This window comes from Ferroacidibacillus organovorans (assembly GCF_001516615.1).
In the GTDB taxonomy this organism is placed as follows: domain Bacteria; phylum Bacillota; class Bacilli; order Alicyclobacillales; family SLC66; genus Ferroacidibacillus; species Ferroacidibacillus ferrooxidans_B.
In genome coordinates, this window is sequence record NZ_LPVJ01000035.1 from 22,714 (window position 1) to 39,071 (window position 16,358).

At 52.7% G+C, this 16,358-nt stretch carries 18 protein-coding genes and 1 riboswitch; of the genes, 8 read left to right on the forward strand and 10 right to left on the reverse strand.

What is annotated here, in order from left to right; translation table 11 throughout:
* The 6 genes from ATW55_RS08975 to ATW55_RS09000 form a co-directional block, all read right to left on the reverse strand.
* Entirely contained in the window at positions 1–231 is a 231-nt protein-coding gene (locus ATW55_RS08975) for a hypothetical protein (protein ID WP_082685697.1), read from the reverse strand.
* Positions 232–308: 77 nt separating this feature from the next.
* Positions 309–1,523 (reverse strand): DNA cytosine methyltransferase, encoded by a 1,215-nt coding sequence (locus tag ATW55_RS08980; protein WP_067715956.1) that lies wholly within the window; start codon positions 1,521–1,523, stop codon positions 309–311.
* Between the two features lie 47 nt (positions 1,524–1,570).
* Entirely contained in the window at positions 1,571–2,395 is an 825-nt protein-coding gene (locus ATW55_RS08985) for a conjugal transfer protein (RefSeq protein WP_067715960.1), read from the reverse strand.
* A complete protein-coding gene (locus ATW55_RS08990; protein WP_067715964.1) occupies positions 2,392–3,297 on the reverse strand; it encodes a replication-relaxation family protein in 906 nt (301 codons plus the stop codon). The genes ATW55_RS08985 and ATW55_RS08990 overlap by 4 nt, the downstream gene beginning before the upstream one ends.
* 188 nt (positions 3,298–3,485) lie before the next feature.
* Positions 3,486–5,654, reverse strand: a complete 2,169-nt coding sequence (locus ATW55_RS08995) for a type IV secretory system conjugative DNA transfer family protein (RefSeq protein WP_153005087.1) — start codon at positions 5,652–5,654, stop codon at positions 3,486–3,488.
* Positions 5,655–5,782: 128 nt separating this feature from the next.
* Positions 5,783–6,580: a DNA adenine methylase gene (locus ATW55_RS09000; RefSeq protein WP_067715970.1), complete on the reverse strand. Its 798-nt coding sequence runs from the start codon at positions 6,578–6,580 to the stop codon at positions 5,783–5,785.
* 389 nt (positions 6,581–6,969) lie between these two features.
* Between ATW55_RS09000 and ATW55_RS09005 the strand changes: the two genes are divergently transcribed.
* Positions 6,970–7,257, forward strand: a complete 288-nt coding sequence (locus tag ATW55_RS09005) for a hypothetical protein (protein ID WP_067715973.1) — start codon at positions 6,970–6,972, stop codon at positions 7,255–7,257.
* A 1-nt stretch (position 7,258) separates the two neighbouring features.
* Here the strand turns inward: ATW55_RS09005 and ATW55_RS09010 are convergent, their stop codons facing one another.
* The gene (locus ATW55_RS09010) at positions 7,259–7,633 is read right to left on the reverse strand and encodes a hypothetical protein (RefSeq protein ID WP_067715977.1); all 375 of its coding nucleotides are present in this window, start codon (positions 7,631–7,633) and stop codon (positions 7,259–7,261) included.
* A gap of 286 nt (positions 7,634–7,919) precedes the next feature.
* Here ATW55_RS09010 and ATW55_RS09015 point away from each other — a divergent pair, with 286 nt between their 5' ends.
* Positions 7,920–9,410, forward strand: coding sequence for a methyltransferase domain-containing protein (locus ATW55_RS09015; RefSeq protein ID WP_067715981.1), 1,491 nt, complete (start codon positions 7,920–7,922; stop codon positions 9,408–9,410).
* A gap of 18 nt (positions 9,411–9,428) precedes the next feature.
* Positions 9,429–9,518, forward strand: a riboswitch (cyclic di-GMP riboswitch).
* A gap of 70 nt (positions 9,519–9,588) precedes the next feature.
* A complete protein-coding gene (locus ATW55_RS09020) occupies positions 9,589–9,939 on the forward strand; it encodes a winged helix-turn-helix domain-containing protein (protein WP_067715984.1) in 351 nt (116 codons plus the stop codon).
* Between the two features lie 51 nt (positions 9,940–9,990).
* On the opposite strand, the gene ATW55_RS09025 is transcribed toward ATW55_RS09020, so the two are convergent.
* Entirely contained in the window at positions 9,991–10,587 is a 597-nt protein-coding gene (locus tag ATW55_RS09025; protein WP_067715987.1) for a helix-turn-helix domain-containing protein, read from the reverse strand.
* 155 nt (positions 10,588–10,742) lie between these two features.
* On the opposite strand from ATW55_RS09025, the gene ATW55_RS09030 reads away from it, so the two are divergent.
* Genes ATW55_RS09030 through ATW55_RS09035 form a run of 3 tightly spaced genes read left to right on the forward strand, consistent with a single transcriptional unit; the run spans position 10,743 to position 11,618 of the window.
* Entirely contained in the window at positions 10,743–11,015 is a 273-nt protein-coding gene (locus tag ATW55_RS09030; protein WP_067715990.1) for a helix-turn-helix domain-containing protein, read from the forward strand.
* On the forward strand, positions 11,005–11,163 hold the full coding sequence (locus tag ATW55_RS16320; RefSeq protein ID WP_160327207.1) for a hypothetical protein: 159 nt from the start codon (positions 11,005–11,007) through the stop codon (positions 11,161–11,163). Before ATW55_RS09030 ends, ATW55_RS16320 begins: the two co-directional genes overlap by 11 nt.
* Positions 11,160–11,618, forward strand: coding sequence for a hypothetical protein (locus ATW55_RS09035; protein ID WP_153005089.1), 459 nt, complete (start codon positions 11,160–11,162; stop codon positions 11,616–11,618). Before ATW55_RS16320 ends, ATW55_RS09035 begins: the two co-directional genes overlap by 4 nt.
* Here ATW55_RS09035 and ATW55_RS09040 read toward each other — a convergent pair.
* On the reverse strand, positions 11,615–11,845 hold the full coding sequence (locus ATW55_RS09040) for a hypothetical protein (RefSeq protein ID WP_067715996.1): 231 nt from the start codon (positions 11,843–11,845) through the stop codon (positions 11,615–11,617). The genes ATW55_RS09035 and ATW55_RS09040 overlap by 4 nt on opposite strands.
* A gap of 283 nt (positions 11,846–12,128) precedes the next feature.
* On the opposite strand from ATW55_RS09040, the gene ATW55_RS09045 reads away from it, so the two are divergent.
* Positions 12,129–13,535 carry a hypothetical protein gene (locus ATW55_RS09045; RefSeq protein ID WP_153005090.1) on the forward strand — a complete coding sequence of 469 codons (1,407 nt, stop codon included), beginning with the start codon at positions 12,129–12,131 and terminating at the stop codon, positions 13,533–13,535.
* On the opposite strand, the gene ATW55_RS16095 is transcribed toward ATW55_RS09045, so the two are convergent.
* Entirely contained in the window at positions 13,473–13,964 is a 492-nt protein-coding gene (locus ATW55_RS16095) for a hypothetical protein (protein WP_153005091.1), read from the reverse strand. The two genes, ATW55_RS09045 and ATW55_RS16095, sit on opposite strands and share 63 nt — an antisense overlap.
* Positions 13,965–14,022: 58 nt before the next feature.
* Here ATW55_RS16095 and ATW55_RS09050 point away from each other — a divergent pair, with 58 nt between their 5' ends.
* Positions 14,023–16,122: a hypothetical protein gene (locus ATW55_RS09050; protein WP_067716003.1), complete on the forward strand. Its 2,100-nt coding sequence runs from the start codon at positions 14,023–14,025 to the stop codon at positions 16,120–16,122.
* The last annotated feature ends 236 nt before the right edge of the window (positions 16,123–16,358 follow it).

The window sequence follows — 16,358 nt, forward strand, 5'->3', positions numbered from 1 at the left end:
TCAGGGACCGGGATTGATGTTGAGTTTTTGCAACAGATACTTCGCGAGAAACACTGCGATTGACGGAAAAAACACGAATATGGCGAGGATGCAGGAAAGGATGATGTGTCCCCAGAGTCGATTCTGCTCCCCGTGTGCATACAATTTGACGCCGCGATAGACTGCGACACAAAGGAACACAGCCTGCAATACGTGTTCCGCCCAGGTAATCCCCGTGCTGATAAAATCCACTTTGCTCACCTCCTCGTCATTGAAGCGATTTGACCCTTTGCCGGGTGAGGATGACATACCGACAACGGATCCCGGTGTTACTGGGATGTGTGTTCTGGGGTCTGTGCGGCAATGCGTCGACCGATGGCGGTCACAATCTGGGGAATCACCGAATTGCCCGCCTGCTTGTAGAGTTGTGTATCGGAAACTCCGGCCGCTTTGGCGCAATCAAACTCTGCATCGGTTCGCCCCATCAGCCGCCAGCATTCTCGCGGGGTGAGACGACGGATTCGAGCATCCAGCAGAATTTTGGCGACTGCGCCGCCGTGATGGTTCAGGAGTGTGGGGGCTAATCCATCTGGATTAAAAATTCGCCCGGTTTGCCCTGTGTCGTTTGGCAACCGCGCGATAGTTCTCACCATGACGCCGGTGCGCATCTGATGGGCATCGAGTCCCTTGTGATAGCTGGCATCCAGACAGGTGGCGACATCTCGGTGCACCCAGAGGGCACCCTGACCGCGTCCTTTCCGGGTGACCAGAACCCCGTGCGGTTCCATAGCGGTCAGCGTGTACATCGGTTCGTGTGGCTCCTTGAATCGCCGCCGCTGCTGTTTTCGTAAGAAGCCTGGAGAGGCGACGGCGGACAGAATCAAGTCGTTTGAAGTGGCCTTGGTACATGACGTCACGGGATACTCTGGTTCGATTGCAGAGCGGCCTTTCGACTCTGCTCTGTTTGCAGTTGCGCCAGAAGGATTTGTTGTGTCGAGGAGGAGAGGAAATACTTTTCGTTGACCTCGATTTCGAGCATGGCCGACAAGGAACACACGCGCCCGGTGTTGGGGAATGCCGAAGGAGGTCGCGTTAAACACGTCCCATTCACAGTCATACCCGATTTCGGCCAGCGCAACTTGGGCGGTAAGGAAGTCGAAGCCCCGGTTACTGGAGAGAAACCCGACAACATTTTCAGCGACCAACCATTCGGGTCGATGATCTTCGGGACGAGCCCGGACGAGGTCGAGCACTTTGAAGAACAGGCTACTTCGCTCCCCACCAAATCCTTGCCGTTTCCCGGCGACAGACAGGTCTTGGCAGGGGAAGCCGAACGTCCAGATGTCGGCCTTTGGCATGCTGCCTGGTTCGACGGTTTGGATGTCATCGGCTGACCACTCTCCTTCCGTTTGAAAAATAGCTTGATAGGATAGACGCGCGAACTTGTCTCGTTCCACGGAACCGACGCACTGCATCCCGGCGTCCTCCAGTCCACGGCGCATGCCGCCAATACCAGCGAATAGATCGAGAAATTGTAGGGGCATAGGAATCGCCTCCAGTTGTCAAGACGTATCGTTTGTTCGAATCTTGGTCAGGGTTTGAGTGCGGAAACAAACCACTTGCCGCCGTTCTGAATCATCTTCAGGACATAGGTCTGAGGAAGGGTCACCTGATCTGCCGGATCAACTACATCCGCCGTGACGATGACGGTGTAAGGCCCCGTCCCGAATACACGCATGTCATGCAGATCCTTCCACTGCAACAGTCCATGCAGGGGTTGAAGCGTGGTACCGGGCGCAACGAAGTTGGTGAGGTCGTCCGGCGACTTGCCCGCCAGGTAAGCCTGAAGAAATGAGGTCACAACAGGCTGGAGCGTTGCTGTCACAGAATCCGAGGCAGCTTGTCCGGGCGATGTGGTGCCAGGAGATCCCGCCGAAGGAACCGGATGGAGGAGCGGCCACTGGATCACGGCAGGGCGACCCCTATGATCGAAGTCGATGGGAACGGTCAATCTGATGAGTGGGTGGAGGTTCGTTTGCGCATAGACGTCGACCAAAAATGAAGACTGTCCCACTCGCTTCACTTGAATGGGGAATACCGCACCCACCTGCTGGCTCTTTTGGCTATGACCAATAGGGACTGGCTGGGCGCTACCAAGCAGTGTGGAGGCGACAAAGGGCTGCATGCGAGCCTGCCACGCCTTCTGACTTTCGCCGACTTTCCAGGTCAGCCACTGGCGGGCAAACGCCGCCGCAAATCCAGACGCCTCTTCATCCTGCAGAACGGATGTTTCTTTGAGACTTGTTTGTTGCAAGGGTTTCGGATGATTGGTATTCGTGAAAAATCCGATAGACCCCATTGTTGAGATGGAAAGCATGACCCAGAGAAGGACTTGAATCGGCCGCTGTCTGTTCATAGCTGATCCGCTCCCTTGACCCCCTTGGCAAACGGCTGAATATGCATCTGTTTGCCAAGAGGTACACTCCGATCTGCGTGTCTGCCGTCCAGCCGGGGGAAGTCTTGAAAGGATGCCGCAGTGTACTCTGACCCGATCCAAACGGATGCAAAAGGCCCTTGTTTTGCAAGTGTGCCTTCGGTGACCGTCCATACGGCTGGAACGGATTGTCTGCGAAACGCGTCCTCTCGCATGACTTTCCAGAGTCCAAGAATTCGTTCTGAACGGCGTGGATCGCGCGTGATGAATAGCACATTGACGAGAGAGAGGTTTGACCAAAACTGTTTCAGGATGTCGACATACTGCCAGAGCTTGTTATGCAGAACCCAGAGGTGTTCACTGCCCGTATCGTACTCAACATGGAAAATAACGTCGTTTCCATTTGCGAATCGATAGGTGCCGATCCCGTCCGGTCGAAGGGGTGTCGTTTTCTTTCCTTTACGGTCGACGATGCTGTAACGGTCACCACCATCGCGCATGCCGATCCAGTCAATGAGTCCCTCCTCGTCAGGACCATGAAGGCTATGCCTTATGAGGTCAGTGAAAAAACGATTGCTTCCGTATAAGTGTTCTGTTTGACCAATGGGACTGTTGCTTCGACGTAGGAGCTGGATTCGGTATTCTTTGGTGAGCCCGAAGGCCACTTCCATTCCCTCTTTGGTCAAGATCCAACCTTTTACATTGCGTGGTAGAAAGTCGAGAGATAGCGGTTCGACCCAACGCTTCTGTTTCAGGGTGCGAAATGCATTGTAAAGCGTCGGCAGTTCGTAATGGAGCAGAAGGCTCAGTTGCTCCGAGGTGAGCATCCGGTAGCGGTAAAGTGCAAGAAGAATTTCCCGTTCAATGTGTCGTGGAACGAACATGATGTGCGGATCTCCCTTCGTAGGGGGCGGATGAGATAATATGTCCCGAAGCGGCAAAGCCGCGAAGCCGCACCCCGTTTGGGATCTGCGGCTCATGCGACATCGACTTGTTATGCGCAAGGCTATGCGAAACCCTATGCGCAAAGCTATGCGGAACCCTATGCGGTCCGAGATGCCCCTGACTTCGCTTATTGCATCGGGAATTGACCTAGATTGCCACCATTTGAACGGTTGTACATGGCCTCAATTTCCCGGTCTACCTCGTCGGCCGGTCGGCCATCATAGCGATCTGAATGGGCGAGTGCCTGTGCGGCCCAACTGTCATTGCCCGATGTTACAAGTGGGTTTCGCATGGTGAACAATTCTGTCACACCGCCCTCCAGTTTGGTACGTACCAGCGCATTCATCTCGGGCAGGGTCATCAGCTCGCGGGAAGACACGTCGGGCTTGAGCCAGCGCGTCAACCGGTCGGCGTCTGGGCCACCGAGTTGGAGCAGGATTAGCGTACCGACATTGCCGAGGATGCCGGCAAGGATGGGGTCGGGCAATTGGTCAAGGTATTGCGTGGCCAAAAACAAGGACAGTCCGAACTTGCGGTCTTCGGCGAGAATTTTTTGCAACACGTTCACAGCGTACAAGTGCGTTTCGTCGCCAAGGAAGATATGCAGCCGCGAGCGGTGTTCCGGCCGACGCTTGCAGGTGAAGTGAAGGTCGATGAGGTACAGACCGGCAATGATTTTCACCGCGTCCGTGGTACATCCGGATCCATCGATGAGTACGATATGCCCGTCGTCCATCACGGTGCGCGTGTCGACGGCGCTTTTCATTTGGCCGAGGATCCGGCGAAGAGACGGGTAGGTGGTGAGCGCACCGAGCTTGTTCCAGATGGGACCGAGATGGTCGGCAATGTTCCGGATTTCCGCAAATTCTGAAGTCCAAAAATCCTGCAAGTGCGGTGGCAGTTTCGGAATCAGATCCTGCCGAAAGCGGTCATCCGAAAACAGATGGGCGATGCCGAGAATGGTTTGCGGCGGGCTCTGGAGTAACGACAGGACGTTGTTGCGCAGGTAGTGTTCGGATCGCGGACGCGATCCCGGCCATAGTTCCTGAAGCGTGGTCACAAACTCACCGGTCACGGCCTCTGCGTCTGAGCGATGACCCATCCGAAACAGATTGAGACCCCGTGGATAGGCGGTTGGCCCAAGCGGGATGACGTGCACCTTCGAATGCAGACTGGGTGGAATGTGTGCAAGCAATCGCTCGATGGCCCCCCCATGCGGATCAAAGAAAGTGAATCCGGGTGCGGTTTCGGGATTTGTTTGCATCTGACTCACCAGTCCGAGCATGATCTGCAGGAGCGTCGTCGTCTTGCCAGAACCAGTTGCACCCGCGAGAAAGGTGTGCTTCGCTGCTTGATTGAACGGAATCCGAATCTCCTGTTCTTCGTTACCGGGGAAGTTGGACCAGCCGAGTCGAAGTCCGCTTCTCACTGACTTCGGGGGTGGCTGCACCAGCCCCTGTGACGCCGCGACATAGTGGAAGGAGGACTGACGGCTGTCCGGCAAATGGACTAGGGAGGTTAGTTCGCCAGAAGTCCACCACATGGGGTGTGTTGCTTTCCCGAGTTCCATGGCTTTGGCCAGTCGTCGTTTGGAGATTCTTTTAGGGACGATTCGTCCCTGGTGTTGCAGGTGCCCCATCGCTGCGAGTACCGCATGCACCTGAGCTTTGGCACTGGTGGATCCGCTGGCGAATACACGGACAGAAACCAGAAATGGGCGCTCACCTGGTGCGAGCCGTGATCGAATGGCCTGTCTTTGTGCCGACTCCCATTCATTCATGGTTCGGGGTTGAGGCTGTTTCTTTGGTAACTGTTTTCCGAATATCTCACTGAGGACTTCGGACAACGAGAAGGATCCGGAGGACTGATTGGGAACCTTTGCTTTGGCCTGCAGCGTACGCTGGAAACGACCGTTCCGAAGCGGTGTTAGCCACACCTCGAATGCCCAGCGGCTGGATCCATCCGAACCGATGGCGTTCAGGACGGCGCCCAGCGGATCATCTACGTTCCCAACGTGATTTTGTGCGAGCGGCAACCAGGGTTCCAGTCCATGGCCCCCTTTGCGAAACGAAAATGCGACGGAACGTCTGTCGGCGTCAAGACCTGCGGCAGGTGATGTGGGCTCCGGGATGAGATGCACGTTTGCGTATGAAGATCCAAAGGCAGATTGGAACGCGGGTGCGCGATCAGTGGGGACACCAAAGTAGAGACGGATGGCCGACGAAGCGGCGTCTTTGACGATCAGAAACCGAAAAGGTAGCGGACTTTGCCAACCCAGTCTTCGTCTCTGCCACAAGATTTCCGACAGCGATTTCAGCAGCGTGTGGGGCTGACTCGTGGATGTTTGAAAGTCTGCCGGTAGGGAGATTCGGTAATAGGTGAAGGGGCTGACCTTCTCGGATTTTGAATTCTTCGATGTGTTGTTCATGGCGTACTCACCTCTGCTTGGGCATCGAGTGTGTAGTTGCGGATGAGGAGTTCACCCGACTTGTGCCCTGTTTTCTGTCGACTAATCGAGTAAAGGACATCGATAGCATCCATATGGAAGTCCTTGTACCAGTGCCTGACATCCGGATGGTCGTTGATGCTGAGTAACCATTTACCTTGAGTACTCGCCAAGATGTCGCGTAAACGGAGATGATCTTCCTTTGCAAACGGATGCTGATGATACCCGGTCAGCCCGAAGTACGGAGGGTCGCAGTAGAAAAACGTGTCTGGGCCGTCGTAGCGAGGAATGACATCATCGAATGGCCGGTTTTCGATATACACACCACACAGACGCTTGTGTGCTGCCTCAATACGGGGGCGGATGGCTGAAAAATCAAAGGCTGATTTGCTCCGACCATATCCCCAATCATACGAATGGTTGTACTTGCCACCGAAGTGGGATTGTACGCGATAGTAAAAGTCATACGCGCGTAACAGCGGATCGCGTTCGGTGTCACGCCGATCCATGATGCGTACGAACTCCTCTCGGGAATAGAGCGTCCAGTCGAATTGGCTCAGAAATGCCTCCAAATCCGTTTTTACAACTTGGTAGAAGTTGACGAGTTCCGTATTGACGTCTGCAATCACCTCCACTTTCGATTTCGGCTTCGCGAAAAAGACCCACCCTGCACCGAAAAACGGTTCGACGTAACAGGTGTGCAAAGGGATGAGTGGGAGGATAACCCGACGCAGTCGTGACTTGCCGCCTTGCCATTTGATAGGACTTTGAATCATAAAAACACCTCCTCTGGTGACGACAAAAAGACAGCGATTTGTGCCGCTGTCTTGGCGTCTTCTATTCCTTTCTGTACTAGCATCATACCTCAGTGAAACAGGGCTCATGGTGCGCGTAGAGTGCCACAAGTGTCTCGACCTGACCGTTTCCCACTGGTTGCTGTGCTCCCTGTCTACCTACTCGGAGGTCATTTGTTCCTGCAGCGATTCACCTCCTTTCGCATCAACAACCATTGCTGTCGATGGGTGGATAGATTTGTGTATCCGCATCGTACCTCCGCGTGCAGATGCGTGGGTGCCGTGCGGGTGCCACAAGTGGCTCAAAAAGGACTTGCTGACGTTTGAGACGAGAGGTAATCTTGGACAAACCAAAGGGGGGGGTGACGTTCGTGTGTGGACTGACAAAACGACTTCTGGCTGAGAAACTTATCGATGATTTCTATGAAGAGGGCGACCTTCATTCAAAGCAAAGAGAACCGGTAACGGAGACGTTGACGGAGCAGTTGAAATCATTGCTGCCGACCGATGCACATGCGCTTTTGCTTCGGTGGGAGGCGGAATGCACGGAAACGTGCGGCGAGGAACTTCGGCGCTTTGCCCGATTCGTTGCAGACACTATGCTGGAAAGTGATGGACAAGAGAATGACTGCCCATCTGTGATGGTTTCAAAGGCGTGATTCAATCCATCATGTGGGGTTTTGCAGAAATCGCAATGCTGCCAGTACCAAAGAGCAAATCATCGGCGAATGCCCGGGCCACTGCTTCGAAAACGGATGGGTCGGGCTCGTCTCGTTCGATGAAGAGTGGGGAATGCTCGCGATGAAGGACATAATGGGCAAGACCGTGTGCGACATAGGTGGTTTGGAGCGTGCCTGGCGCGGTCATGTCGTAGCTGAAGAACGCCTGCGGCGCACGGTAAATAAACACGCCCCATAGGCCAGGCGGCATTCGACTTGGCCAGAGATGGATATGAAGTGCTTGGCTAAGACGGAATGGATCGTTCGTTTGATAAGTCTGGACAATTTGTTTCACCATTTGATGTATGTCCTCCATAGGAACATCAACCTCCCAATGTTTACCTATATCATAATGGCATTATTTGGTCTCGTATCCGGTAGTTGCCATCGAATCAACCAGGTTACGTATCTGTTTTCTACCGACTGATTGTTTGAAACCGACCAAGTGTATATTTTTACAAAAAGTATAGCACCAGGGCAGAAAACTGAACCTTAAGATTCCTGAAGGTACGAATGTAATTATCGAAATAAACAGGATACTAAAATGACCTGGCGAATATGAAAAACAAGAGAGATCCTATTCACAGGAAGGGTGTAGGTGCATGTTTATCTACCCTGATCTGACACAAGCGTTACATCGGTTTTGGGCAGCAGGTTTGGTCATCAGTCCGTGGCTCGCGGGTGTGGATGAGGACGGGCGGTTTGATCCGGTCATCCATGAACTTCTCAGTGTTCGGGCCAGGGAGTGCGCCTTCACGCACTGGACAGAGGCAGAGCGTGGTCTTGTGCTAAACGATTTAGCCGCGCCGGAGCGCATGGCGCAGATCGCTGTCTATGAAATTGCGGCCTCGACGGCGGTACATTTGGCGCACGAGACATTCGGGGAATTAGACGTGGATGAGACGCTCGCTTTGGAAGCTATGACACGTGTGGAAAACTTCGTGGGTCAGCATAGGTTTGGTACGTTGCTGCAACTCTATATGCTGGTGACCAGTTGGGAAAATCACAATGCACTCCTTTACTACGAAGAAATTCCTGAACGAGCATTCGTCCGTGGAACATGGCACCGACCTTGGGTGGATTACAGTCTTAGCGAGGAACTGATGTTTGGAGCCCTCCTCGGGAATATTCGTCTCTTGCGACGGGGGGAAAGCCGCTTTGTTCTGTTGACGGATGAAGGTCGTGACGTGTTGGCACGAACGACCAAAATGTTGGACAAAGCCGGATACTTTCGCCAACGTCTGACGATGTTGCATGTCTCCCAATTCAACCTGTTTGAAACCTATGAACAGTTGTCCGGAGAAATCTGGCCGCAAGTCATGGAACAACGTCGGCAGTTCCTACAATGGGCCGGTGTACAGATGGGCATGAAGGTGTTGGAACTCGGCTGTGCCAATGGTGTCCTGACATTTGATGGGGGGCTGACCGACCAAGTAGGACCATCCGGTTTCGTGGTGGCGGTCGATCCAGCCATGAGTATGTTGGCCCGTGCAAGATCGAAACAAAAGCGGCTCGGTATCGATTGGGTCTCGTTCCGTCAGGGTCGAGCGGAGGAATTGCCGATAGAAGAAGAGCGGTTTGATGCGGCGATTGGCGTCGCATTCCTGCACTTTACTGACCGACTTCAGGCGCTTCGGGAAATGAAACGGGTGGTGCGCCCTGGTGGGACGATTGCCAGTTTTCATCCCTTGAAAGCAAATTTGAATGTACCTTTCTTTCGCGAATGGTTCGCGCCGATTTTGGAACTGGCAGCGAAACGAAATGACCAACCACGAGATTTTCTCCTAAACCCGAATCAAGTGCGAGACGAATTTGAAGAAGCGGGTTTACAGGACATTGAGAGCCTAGAAGTATCGATCAAATCGTCCTTTCACGACCCGGACAAGGTGGTTCAGCATTATATCCGTGGTGTTGGGTTATTCGGTGAGGAACTGGCTCCTTTACCTTGGAAGGCTCGTGAAAATCTAATTGAGGAATTGATCGAACGTGGCCGATTTGTTTGTGACCAATATGCGGAGAGTGAACGGGTGCTTTACTTTCCAGGACAATGGATCAAGGGCCATAAGCCCTTCAACCAATCGACCGAACTTTGACGTAAAACGATAAACGGAATATGAGAACGGCAAACCCTGCGAAAGTAGGGGACGCAAAGCTACAGGGACTACGGACCGGGAACGGTCTACTGTCAGCCAGCTGCCACGGTTCTTTCGTGCCTGTTTTGCTTCCCCTCATCGCCAATCCGTTTGGCAAATGATTTTGGGGGGATGGATGATGGGTCATGACAAAGAAAGCCACATATCACTGGGTGATGACTGCTACATCGATTTGGATGGGGCCGTTCTCATCAAGGATGGCGAAGTCAGGTATTTGACGCCGATTGCATTTCACTTGTTCCGATTCTTGGCAGAACATATCGGGGAGGTCGTCTCCAGCGACGATTTGTTCCGTCGAGGATGGGGAAAGGAGACCATGGCGCAACGCGATGAACTGTATGTATTTATCCGCCAGATTCGGATTCAGCTTGAGGATGATCCAAATGATCCGATGTGTTTGAAAACGCTCCGTCGTCGTGGGTACGTACTACTTGCTCGAAAAAAGCACGGGAGCGGATGTACCGTGTAAATCGGTAGAAACGATAGAAGGAATGTCTATGGGACACAGACCCAAATGAATTCATTTTAATTCATCGTCTTCTTGCGAATTTGAGGGAGAACCTGAAAAGTCGAGAACCCGTCGAATCAGATCTGCGACAAAGGTCTTCTGTTCCGCCGTCAACGGTGTTCCGTTGTATATCACGGTATCCATTTCAAGTACGGACCGGAGGTCGAATGTAGCCGCCTCTGGACGATCTGTCAATCCGAGGAGATAGTCGGATGTGACCTGCAGATGAGCGGCCAAACGTTCAATGGTTTTTTGGCTGGGGAGGTGGTTGGAGCCATCTTCCCATCGTTCGATGGTCTTTGGCGACAAACCACACGCTGTGGCTAGATCCTGTACATCGACCTTTTGGTCGAGACGTACACTATGCAATCGGTGTGCGAAGAGTAGATTTCGATCATCCAAGTATCCTGCCGCGCGCATGAGATCGCCATACGGAATGCCAAGAGCCAAAGCTAGGGGCGCAAGAGACTCGACTTTGGGTTTGCGTTTCCCGTTCTCCAGGAGCGAAAGATGACCGATGCCGAGCTTGGACTTCGCTGCCACGGACCGCAGGGTTAACCGCTTCTCTTTGCGTTGTCTGCGTAGCCATTCCCCAAACGCCTCATCCATGAACCTCAACCACACCCTTCATATTCTGTGCCGATGATACCATCGACCCTGAAAACATGCAATATAAAGTTATCAAAAGTGAACAAAGATACTATTGTCAGATGGACAATTTCGGAACTATGATGAGTCTACACAAATGTAGACGGGGTGATATCTTGTCGAAATTCATTGGACTCATTGGTGTGAAGCCGGGCGCACTCACGCGTGCTCGAATACTACAGGGACTCTCACAGCGTGAACTTGCTCAGATGGTCGACTACAGCGTCGCGCATGTCAGTCAGTTGGAGCGGGGCATTCGTCATCCAAGTCCACAGGCGGCGCAACAGTTGTGTCGTGTGTTGGACAAGCCCTTCGATGAACTTTTTTATCTCCATAATGTTTACAAAAGTGAACACAAGGAAACGGAGGGTGAATGGAATGAAACATGAATCCCGCCCGAAACCGGCCACCAAAGACACACGCGCTGAAGATCCGTATTCAAAGAATTTCAACGAGTACGAAAAACTGATGCGTCATGACACCTTCAAGCGCGTGAAGGGACGCGTCAGACAAACGAAATGGACGGATCACTCATGATGAGTATACGTATGCGGCAAATTGAAGCGTGGCTATATGCCTATCCGATCTGGCAGCGGCAGGTCACGAGTCTACGTGAGCAACTGGACGATTACCCACGAGTGCATTATGAGTTTGTTGCGGTGGCGTCATTCCCAAAGAACTGGGATAGTAATCCGACCTATGACGCTGTTGAAAAGCGGATGACTCTTGAGGAAGAACGTATTCGACCGCTCCAATTCAAAATTCACCTGGTAGAAAACGCCTTAGGCGTGCTGACCGAGGAAGAGATGGCACTCATCCGACTGAAGTATTTTGAAAAGAAACTCAACTCGATTGTTTGGGAGACGTTGTTCGTGTCGCGCCGGGCGTTCTTTCGTAAGCGAGTCGTTGTACTCGAGAAGTTGTATGAGGCGCTAGGTGGAGATTACGCACTGATTTGGGATAAGACCGGACGGTCATCCGCTCGGTCTTAAGGGGACACCTTTTCGTCGGGGCCTTTGCCATGCTGTGTGCTGTCATCCAACAGATTTAGAAGAATTTCATGTAGGGTGTGGGTAAATTGCTCGAGTGCGGCAGAAGACGGACGATTACAGGTCACAGTGACTACAATGGATTCTACATGAAGCGTCATGGTTTTGGTGCCGTCATCATGGCATTGTACTTCGCGTTTTTGAACTGGTGATACCGGAAATAGATTCATAGGGAAACCAACTCCTTTCACGACGCAGAGAATGACGATGGTCTTAGATTGTGGAACGTTGACAGGGCTTGACTTGCCGGACGCGGAGAGGGAATCTCTTCCTAAGAGAAGGTGCATTGGTGTTGTGAGATCAGCATACGATGGCTCGTCATTTCAAAGGTGCCGCAGCAGTGACAGTTGGGTGCCACGGGAACGGGCGTATCACGAATGGCACTCCGGTGGCACCCGTCGATGAGAATTGAATGCTAGGCTCGGTATAACAAGAAGTGGGAGGGTGAACGAAATGAGGAAAGCAGCAGTGGGCTTCATCACATCTATATTGGCCTTGAGCTTGAGTGCAGGTACGTCCGTTTCCGCAGCGAGTATCGGGCAGGGCGTTACATCGGCTTCGACTCGTATGGTATTGGGCGGTGTCGACGGGTCGAATCCAATGCATCTGATTCGCAAGGAATCGTCGACCTCGGAACCAACGAGCTGGTTGCCCGTTTGGTATTTATTCGGCGTATTGTCCAAACTGGGGATTCAGAGCACATGGGATGGTCGGCACTGGAACTTGCAATTACCGAGCGGGATACAGGCCGACCTTTCGCACTTACCCAAGGTTCCTTCGAACGCTGATGATATCAGCATTCAAATGGACGGAGCGACGGTCGAGGTTGCCCCGCGGTTTGTTCACCGCGACTTGTCTGGAAGCGTCATGACATCCTACATTCCAATTTGGTATTTGATGCAGGCCCTCGACCGAATTGGGGTCACATCCACATGGGACGGCACGACGTGGTCTATGAGTACTGGCGCAAAGTCAGTTACGAAAATGACAGTAGCCAAGAATTTTGCAGCTGCACTGCAAATTGCGCCAGACAGCACAGGCAACAATCCGTTTGATGATGTGAGTGCACCGGATTGGCCGTATGTGAATGCCCTCGTTCAGAAGGGCTATTTCACGCCGGACAGTTCGACTCACTTTGGTGCGAGTGATTCTATCGATGTCCAAGCTGTTGATCATGCGTATCAATTGTATGTGGGTATCCCGGATAGTGACTTGTCTTGGAATGCAGGTGGTAGCACCGTCGCGTGGGCGAACGCCATTCAGTTGAACCGGGGGGTAAAAGTAGGTACCCTGACGACCACAAGTGAATCGCAGATTACGACCAACTTGGACGCACTGTACCATGGATATGCGATGGGCACAGACGGATCGGTTCATGTGTGGTTTCAACCGTATGACGCAAAGGTTGCGTTTGCGCACAATCCAGATGTCACTGCGACCATGGCGTCTGTTGGGCAGGCAAATTCGTTCCGACTTGTTGATGAAATTACATTTTCAGAAGAAGGCGGTGGCATGCAATTCTTTGACTTGCCCTGGCTATCAGATCAAAACAAGATGGAAATCACCTGTGGCTCACTTTACAATCCATCCGGTAATCACACGGAATATCGATTGAATCGAGGGGGTACATGGGCGACTGCGAATGGATTCTATGGTTATGATTCACGCGATCCACAAAATGGGGGTGCTACCATTACCGCAAGTGAGGTCATGGTACGTACTCAGGGCCACGCAGAAATCGGAGTGAGTGAGATTTTTCCGACTCACGATATCACGTTTGCGCAAGTGGACTTCAGTTCACCATCCACGACGAAAATTGAAATTCAAGACAGCAGTGGCCAGCCTGCGTGGCATGGATGAACGTGTCATACAATCATCCGTACCTTGAATACGTTTCATTCTGAGCGCTGGGTGCGCAGGAGGAAATTGATGAAGTTGTAAAAGCGTCTTCTCGACTTGAGGGATCACGCTTTTGTTCCCTTTGCTTAGTGTTCGCAGTCGCTTTCCAAATCGCTTGCTGTATTCGAGCCTCATACGTTCTGCTCGTCTTCTGGTTCCTTCACTAGGCTTGTGCATAAGTTCCTGAACGGAATCAAATGGCTGGCTCACACGGTTGGCCACCCTGTCTGCATCTGCTTCCCGTTCTCCTTCTTGCCAACGTTCTGACCAATAACAGGCTTGGTCATCGTGTTCAATGATAGACTTCATCGCTGCATAGACAGATTCCAATTCAATGGGATCGTCGATTCGGTCGACCAAAAGATGTAATTCCTCCTTGGTGACCGCCAATGTTCTTCACCTTCGAATGTGTTCTATGTGTCGTAACCCTCAGTGTGTACCGTAGACGATGCTTCCAAGCTATTTTACCACGGGTGTCGTCGACCCGAAACAAGATAAAGCTGCAGGCCGGGCCGTAGGAGGCATTGGCCTCTTCGCATTTGCGATTCTTTTGGAGGAGTGGACGATGATAAAAGCGGGATTGTTGAAGACCGTACATCAAATCACAACACATGCGCACATGCGGATCGGTGTCGCGCTGCTTTCCGGCGTCACCGCTTTTTTTGCCATGACGGTCACAGCATACGCATACATTGGGCGTACGGATAACCCGCCTGGAACGGCAGGTTCCATTATACCCAATGGCCAGATTGTCGGGGGTACTAAGTTTTTGATTCAGCATACGGATGATCCGACGCTTATTTCGATTCAAGATCGCGGGGATCTCTACAAGTATGGCTCGGACGGCATTCCTATCCGAAACGGTACCGACTCGCTCGGCGGTATTTGGGGATTTGACCACGTGAGCCACAACGGGGTCCCCATTTCGGAGAACAACGGGTATAAAATGGTCGGACAATCGACAGTAGGAAAATGGATCGCCGCACTCAAAGGCGATCCTTCGTATGTCAAGTCCCATCAATGGAACACAACATTTGTCGACAGTGAAGGACAAACCTTTCCAGTTACCAATGTTTCGCAAATCGTGGAAATGAGCGGAGCCTCTTTTGTTCCGCTTCGACCCGGTCAAAACTGGTTTGATCAGCCTGTTTATGCGACGGACCCACCTCGCGCACAGATTACGATCGTTGGATCGAGCACAGTTCAGGAAGGGACACCGCTCAAGTTTGAAAACCACGCTTCCATCGAAGCCTATCACAGCCACTATCATTTCGAACTGGTGACCGTCAGTAATGCCTCGGGGCAGGATGTCACGTCGCAGTCTTTTCACGAAGACGCCCTGCAAGGCAAAGCACCCTACAATGGTGAAACGCTCTACGCACCGAACGGCGCGCCCATGGTGGAGGTGAACGGTGGCGGAACCACAAGTTACCCACCCACGTTCAAGGAAACCGTCGATGGGGGGAGTGGGATTCCCAATGAATTGAATACGCAGTATCTCAAACCCGGTCGCTACCACGTCCACTTGTATGTCAAGGATTGGTTTAATCGCATGTCCTCGGTTGCCACAGTCTCTTTCACAGTCACGAAATCACCCATCTCGCCGCCACCGCCGCCACCGCCGCCACCGCCGCAGAGTGGCGGCGGTGGTGGATCGAAATGTCCTCCACCGTCCGTCCCGCCGATGCCACCAAACCGTGTTCTTTCCTACCAGTGGTCTCCAGATGGTTCCGGCGGGCAGTTACTCACGTGGACGGACACGCGCTGGCACCTGCAAACCACAACGGACGGTCAGGGGTGCATTCAGTACATTTGGGTGGACGAGCCCATGACCTATCGGCACGATTACCCCCTAAATCTCAGCAACCTGCAGATTACCGGCCTTTTCTATGATCCCGGCCACCCGGGGAATGTTTGGTCACCGACTAATGAGGGCGCGTCGCAGCGAAATGCAGATGCGTATGTTGACGGCTCAACGATGGGCGGAGGTCCCGCCCAATCGACATTCGGAAACCCATTGCAGGATCCGGCGGTATACGTTCGGGTGGGTGGCGGGATTGCGTTTCGCCTGCAGTGGACGGGTTCCCCACACGACATGCCGAGTCGTGCCAATGTCACCTTCCGTATGGCTAACCCAGATGGCGAAGCAAACGTATGGTCACAGTCGTTTGGACTGCTTCCGGCCACGATATTTAATGCGGGAGATGTGCCTGTGTGGGATCCGGTCGGAAACGGATATCCACCTCCGGCCACCGAATACGGGTGGGCATATGCATCCATTCCCAAATATGCCGCCACGGGCGTGCCGAATTCCTTCTCACAACTCACAGCGTGGAATTTGACTGGGGAGCCTGCCAGTGCAGCTCACATGGAGGCCACTGTCATCTTTACAACCAAGACAGGTTCTTCTGTGACATGGACCAATACAGGTCTCGCACAAACACTCGGCTATCCGACTTGGTACTTTCTCCATCAGATCCCGAACACCGCCGCCAAATACGCGCAATCACAGCCCGCATGGAGCCTTGCGTATACGTCATTCCCCTAAATCGGCGGGCACGGGCAATGGCTACCTCGTGACGTGGTGTCTGGGGCCAAGTATGAGGGGATTGGATTTGACGGTCATTGAGCGAGCCAGTATTGGCACTCGTCGGACACCCTATGCGCCATTTTCCGTGATACCGTGTTCGTAATAGGAGGTGGGGAAATTCTTCAACGTAGATTCGGGGTAACACGTTGAAAACCGTCGCGCGCCTGTTTTTCTCAGTATGATTTACCGCTCAT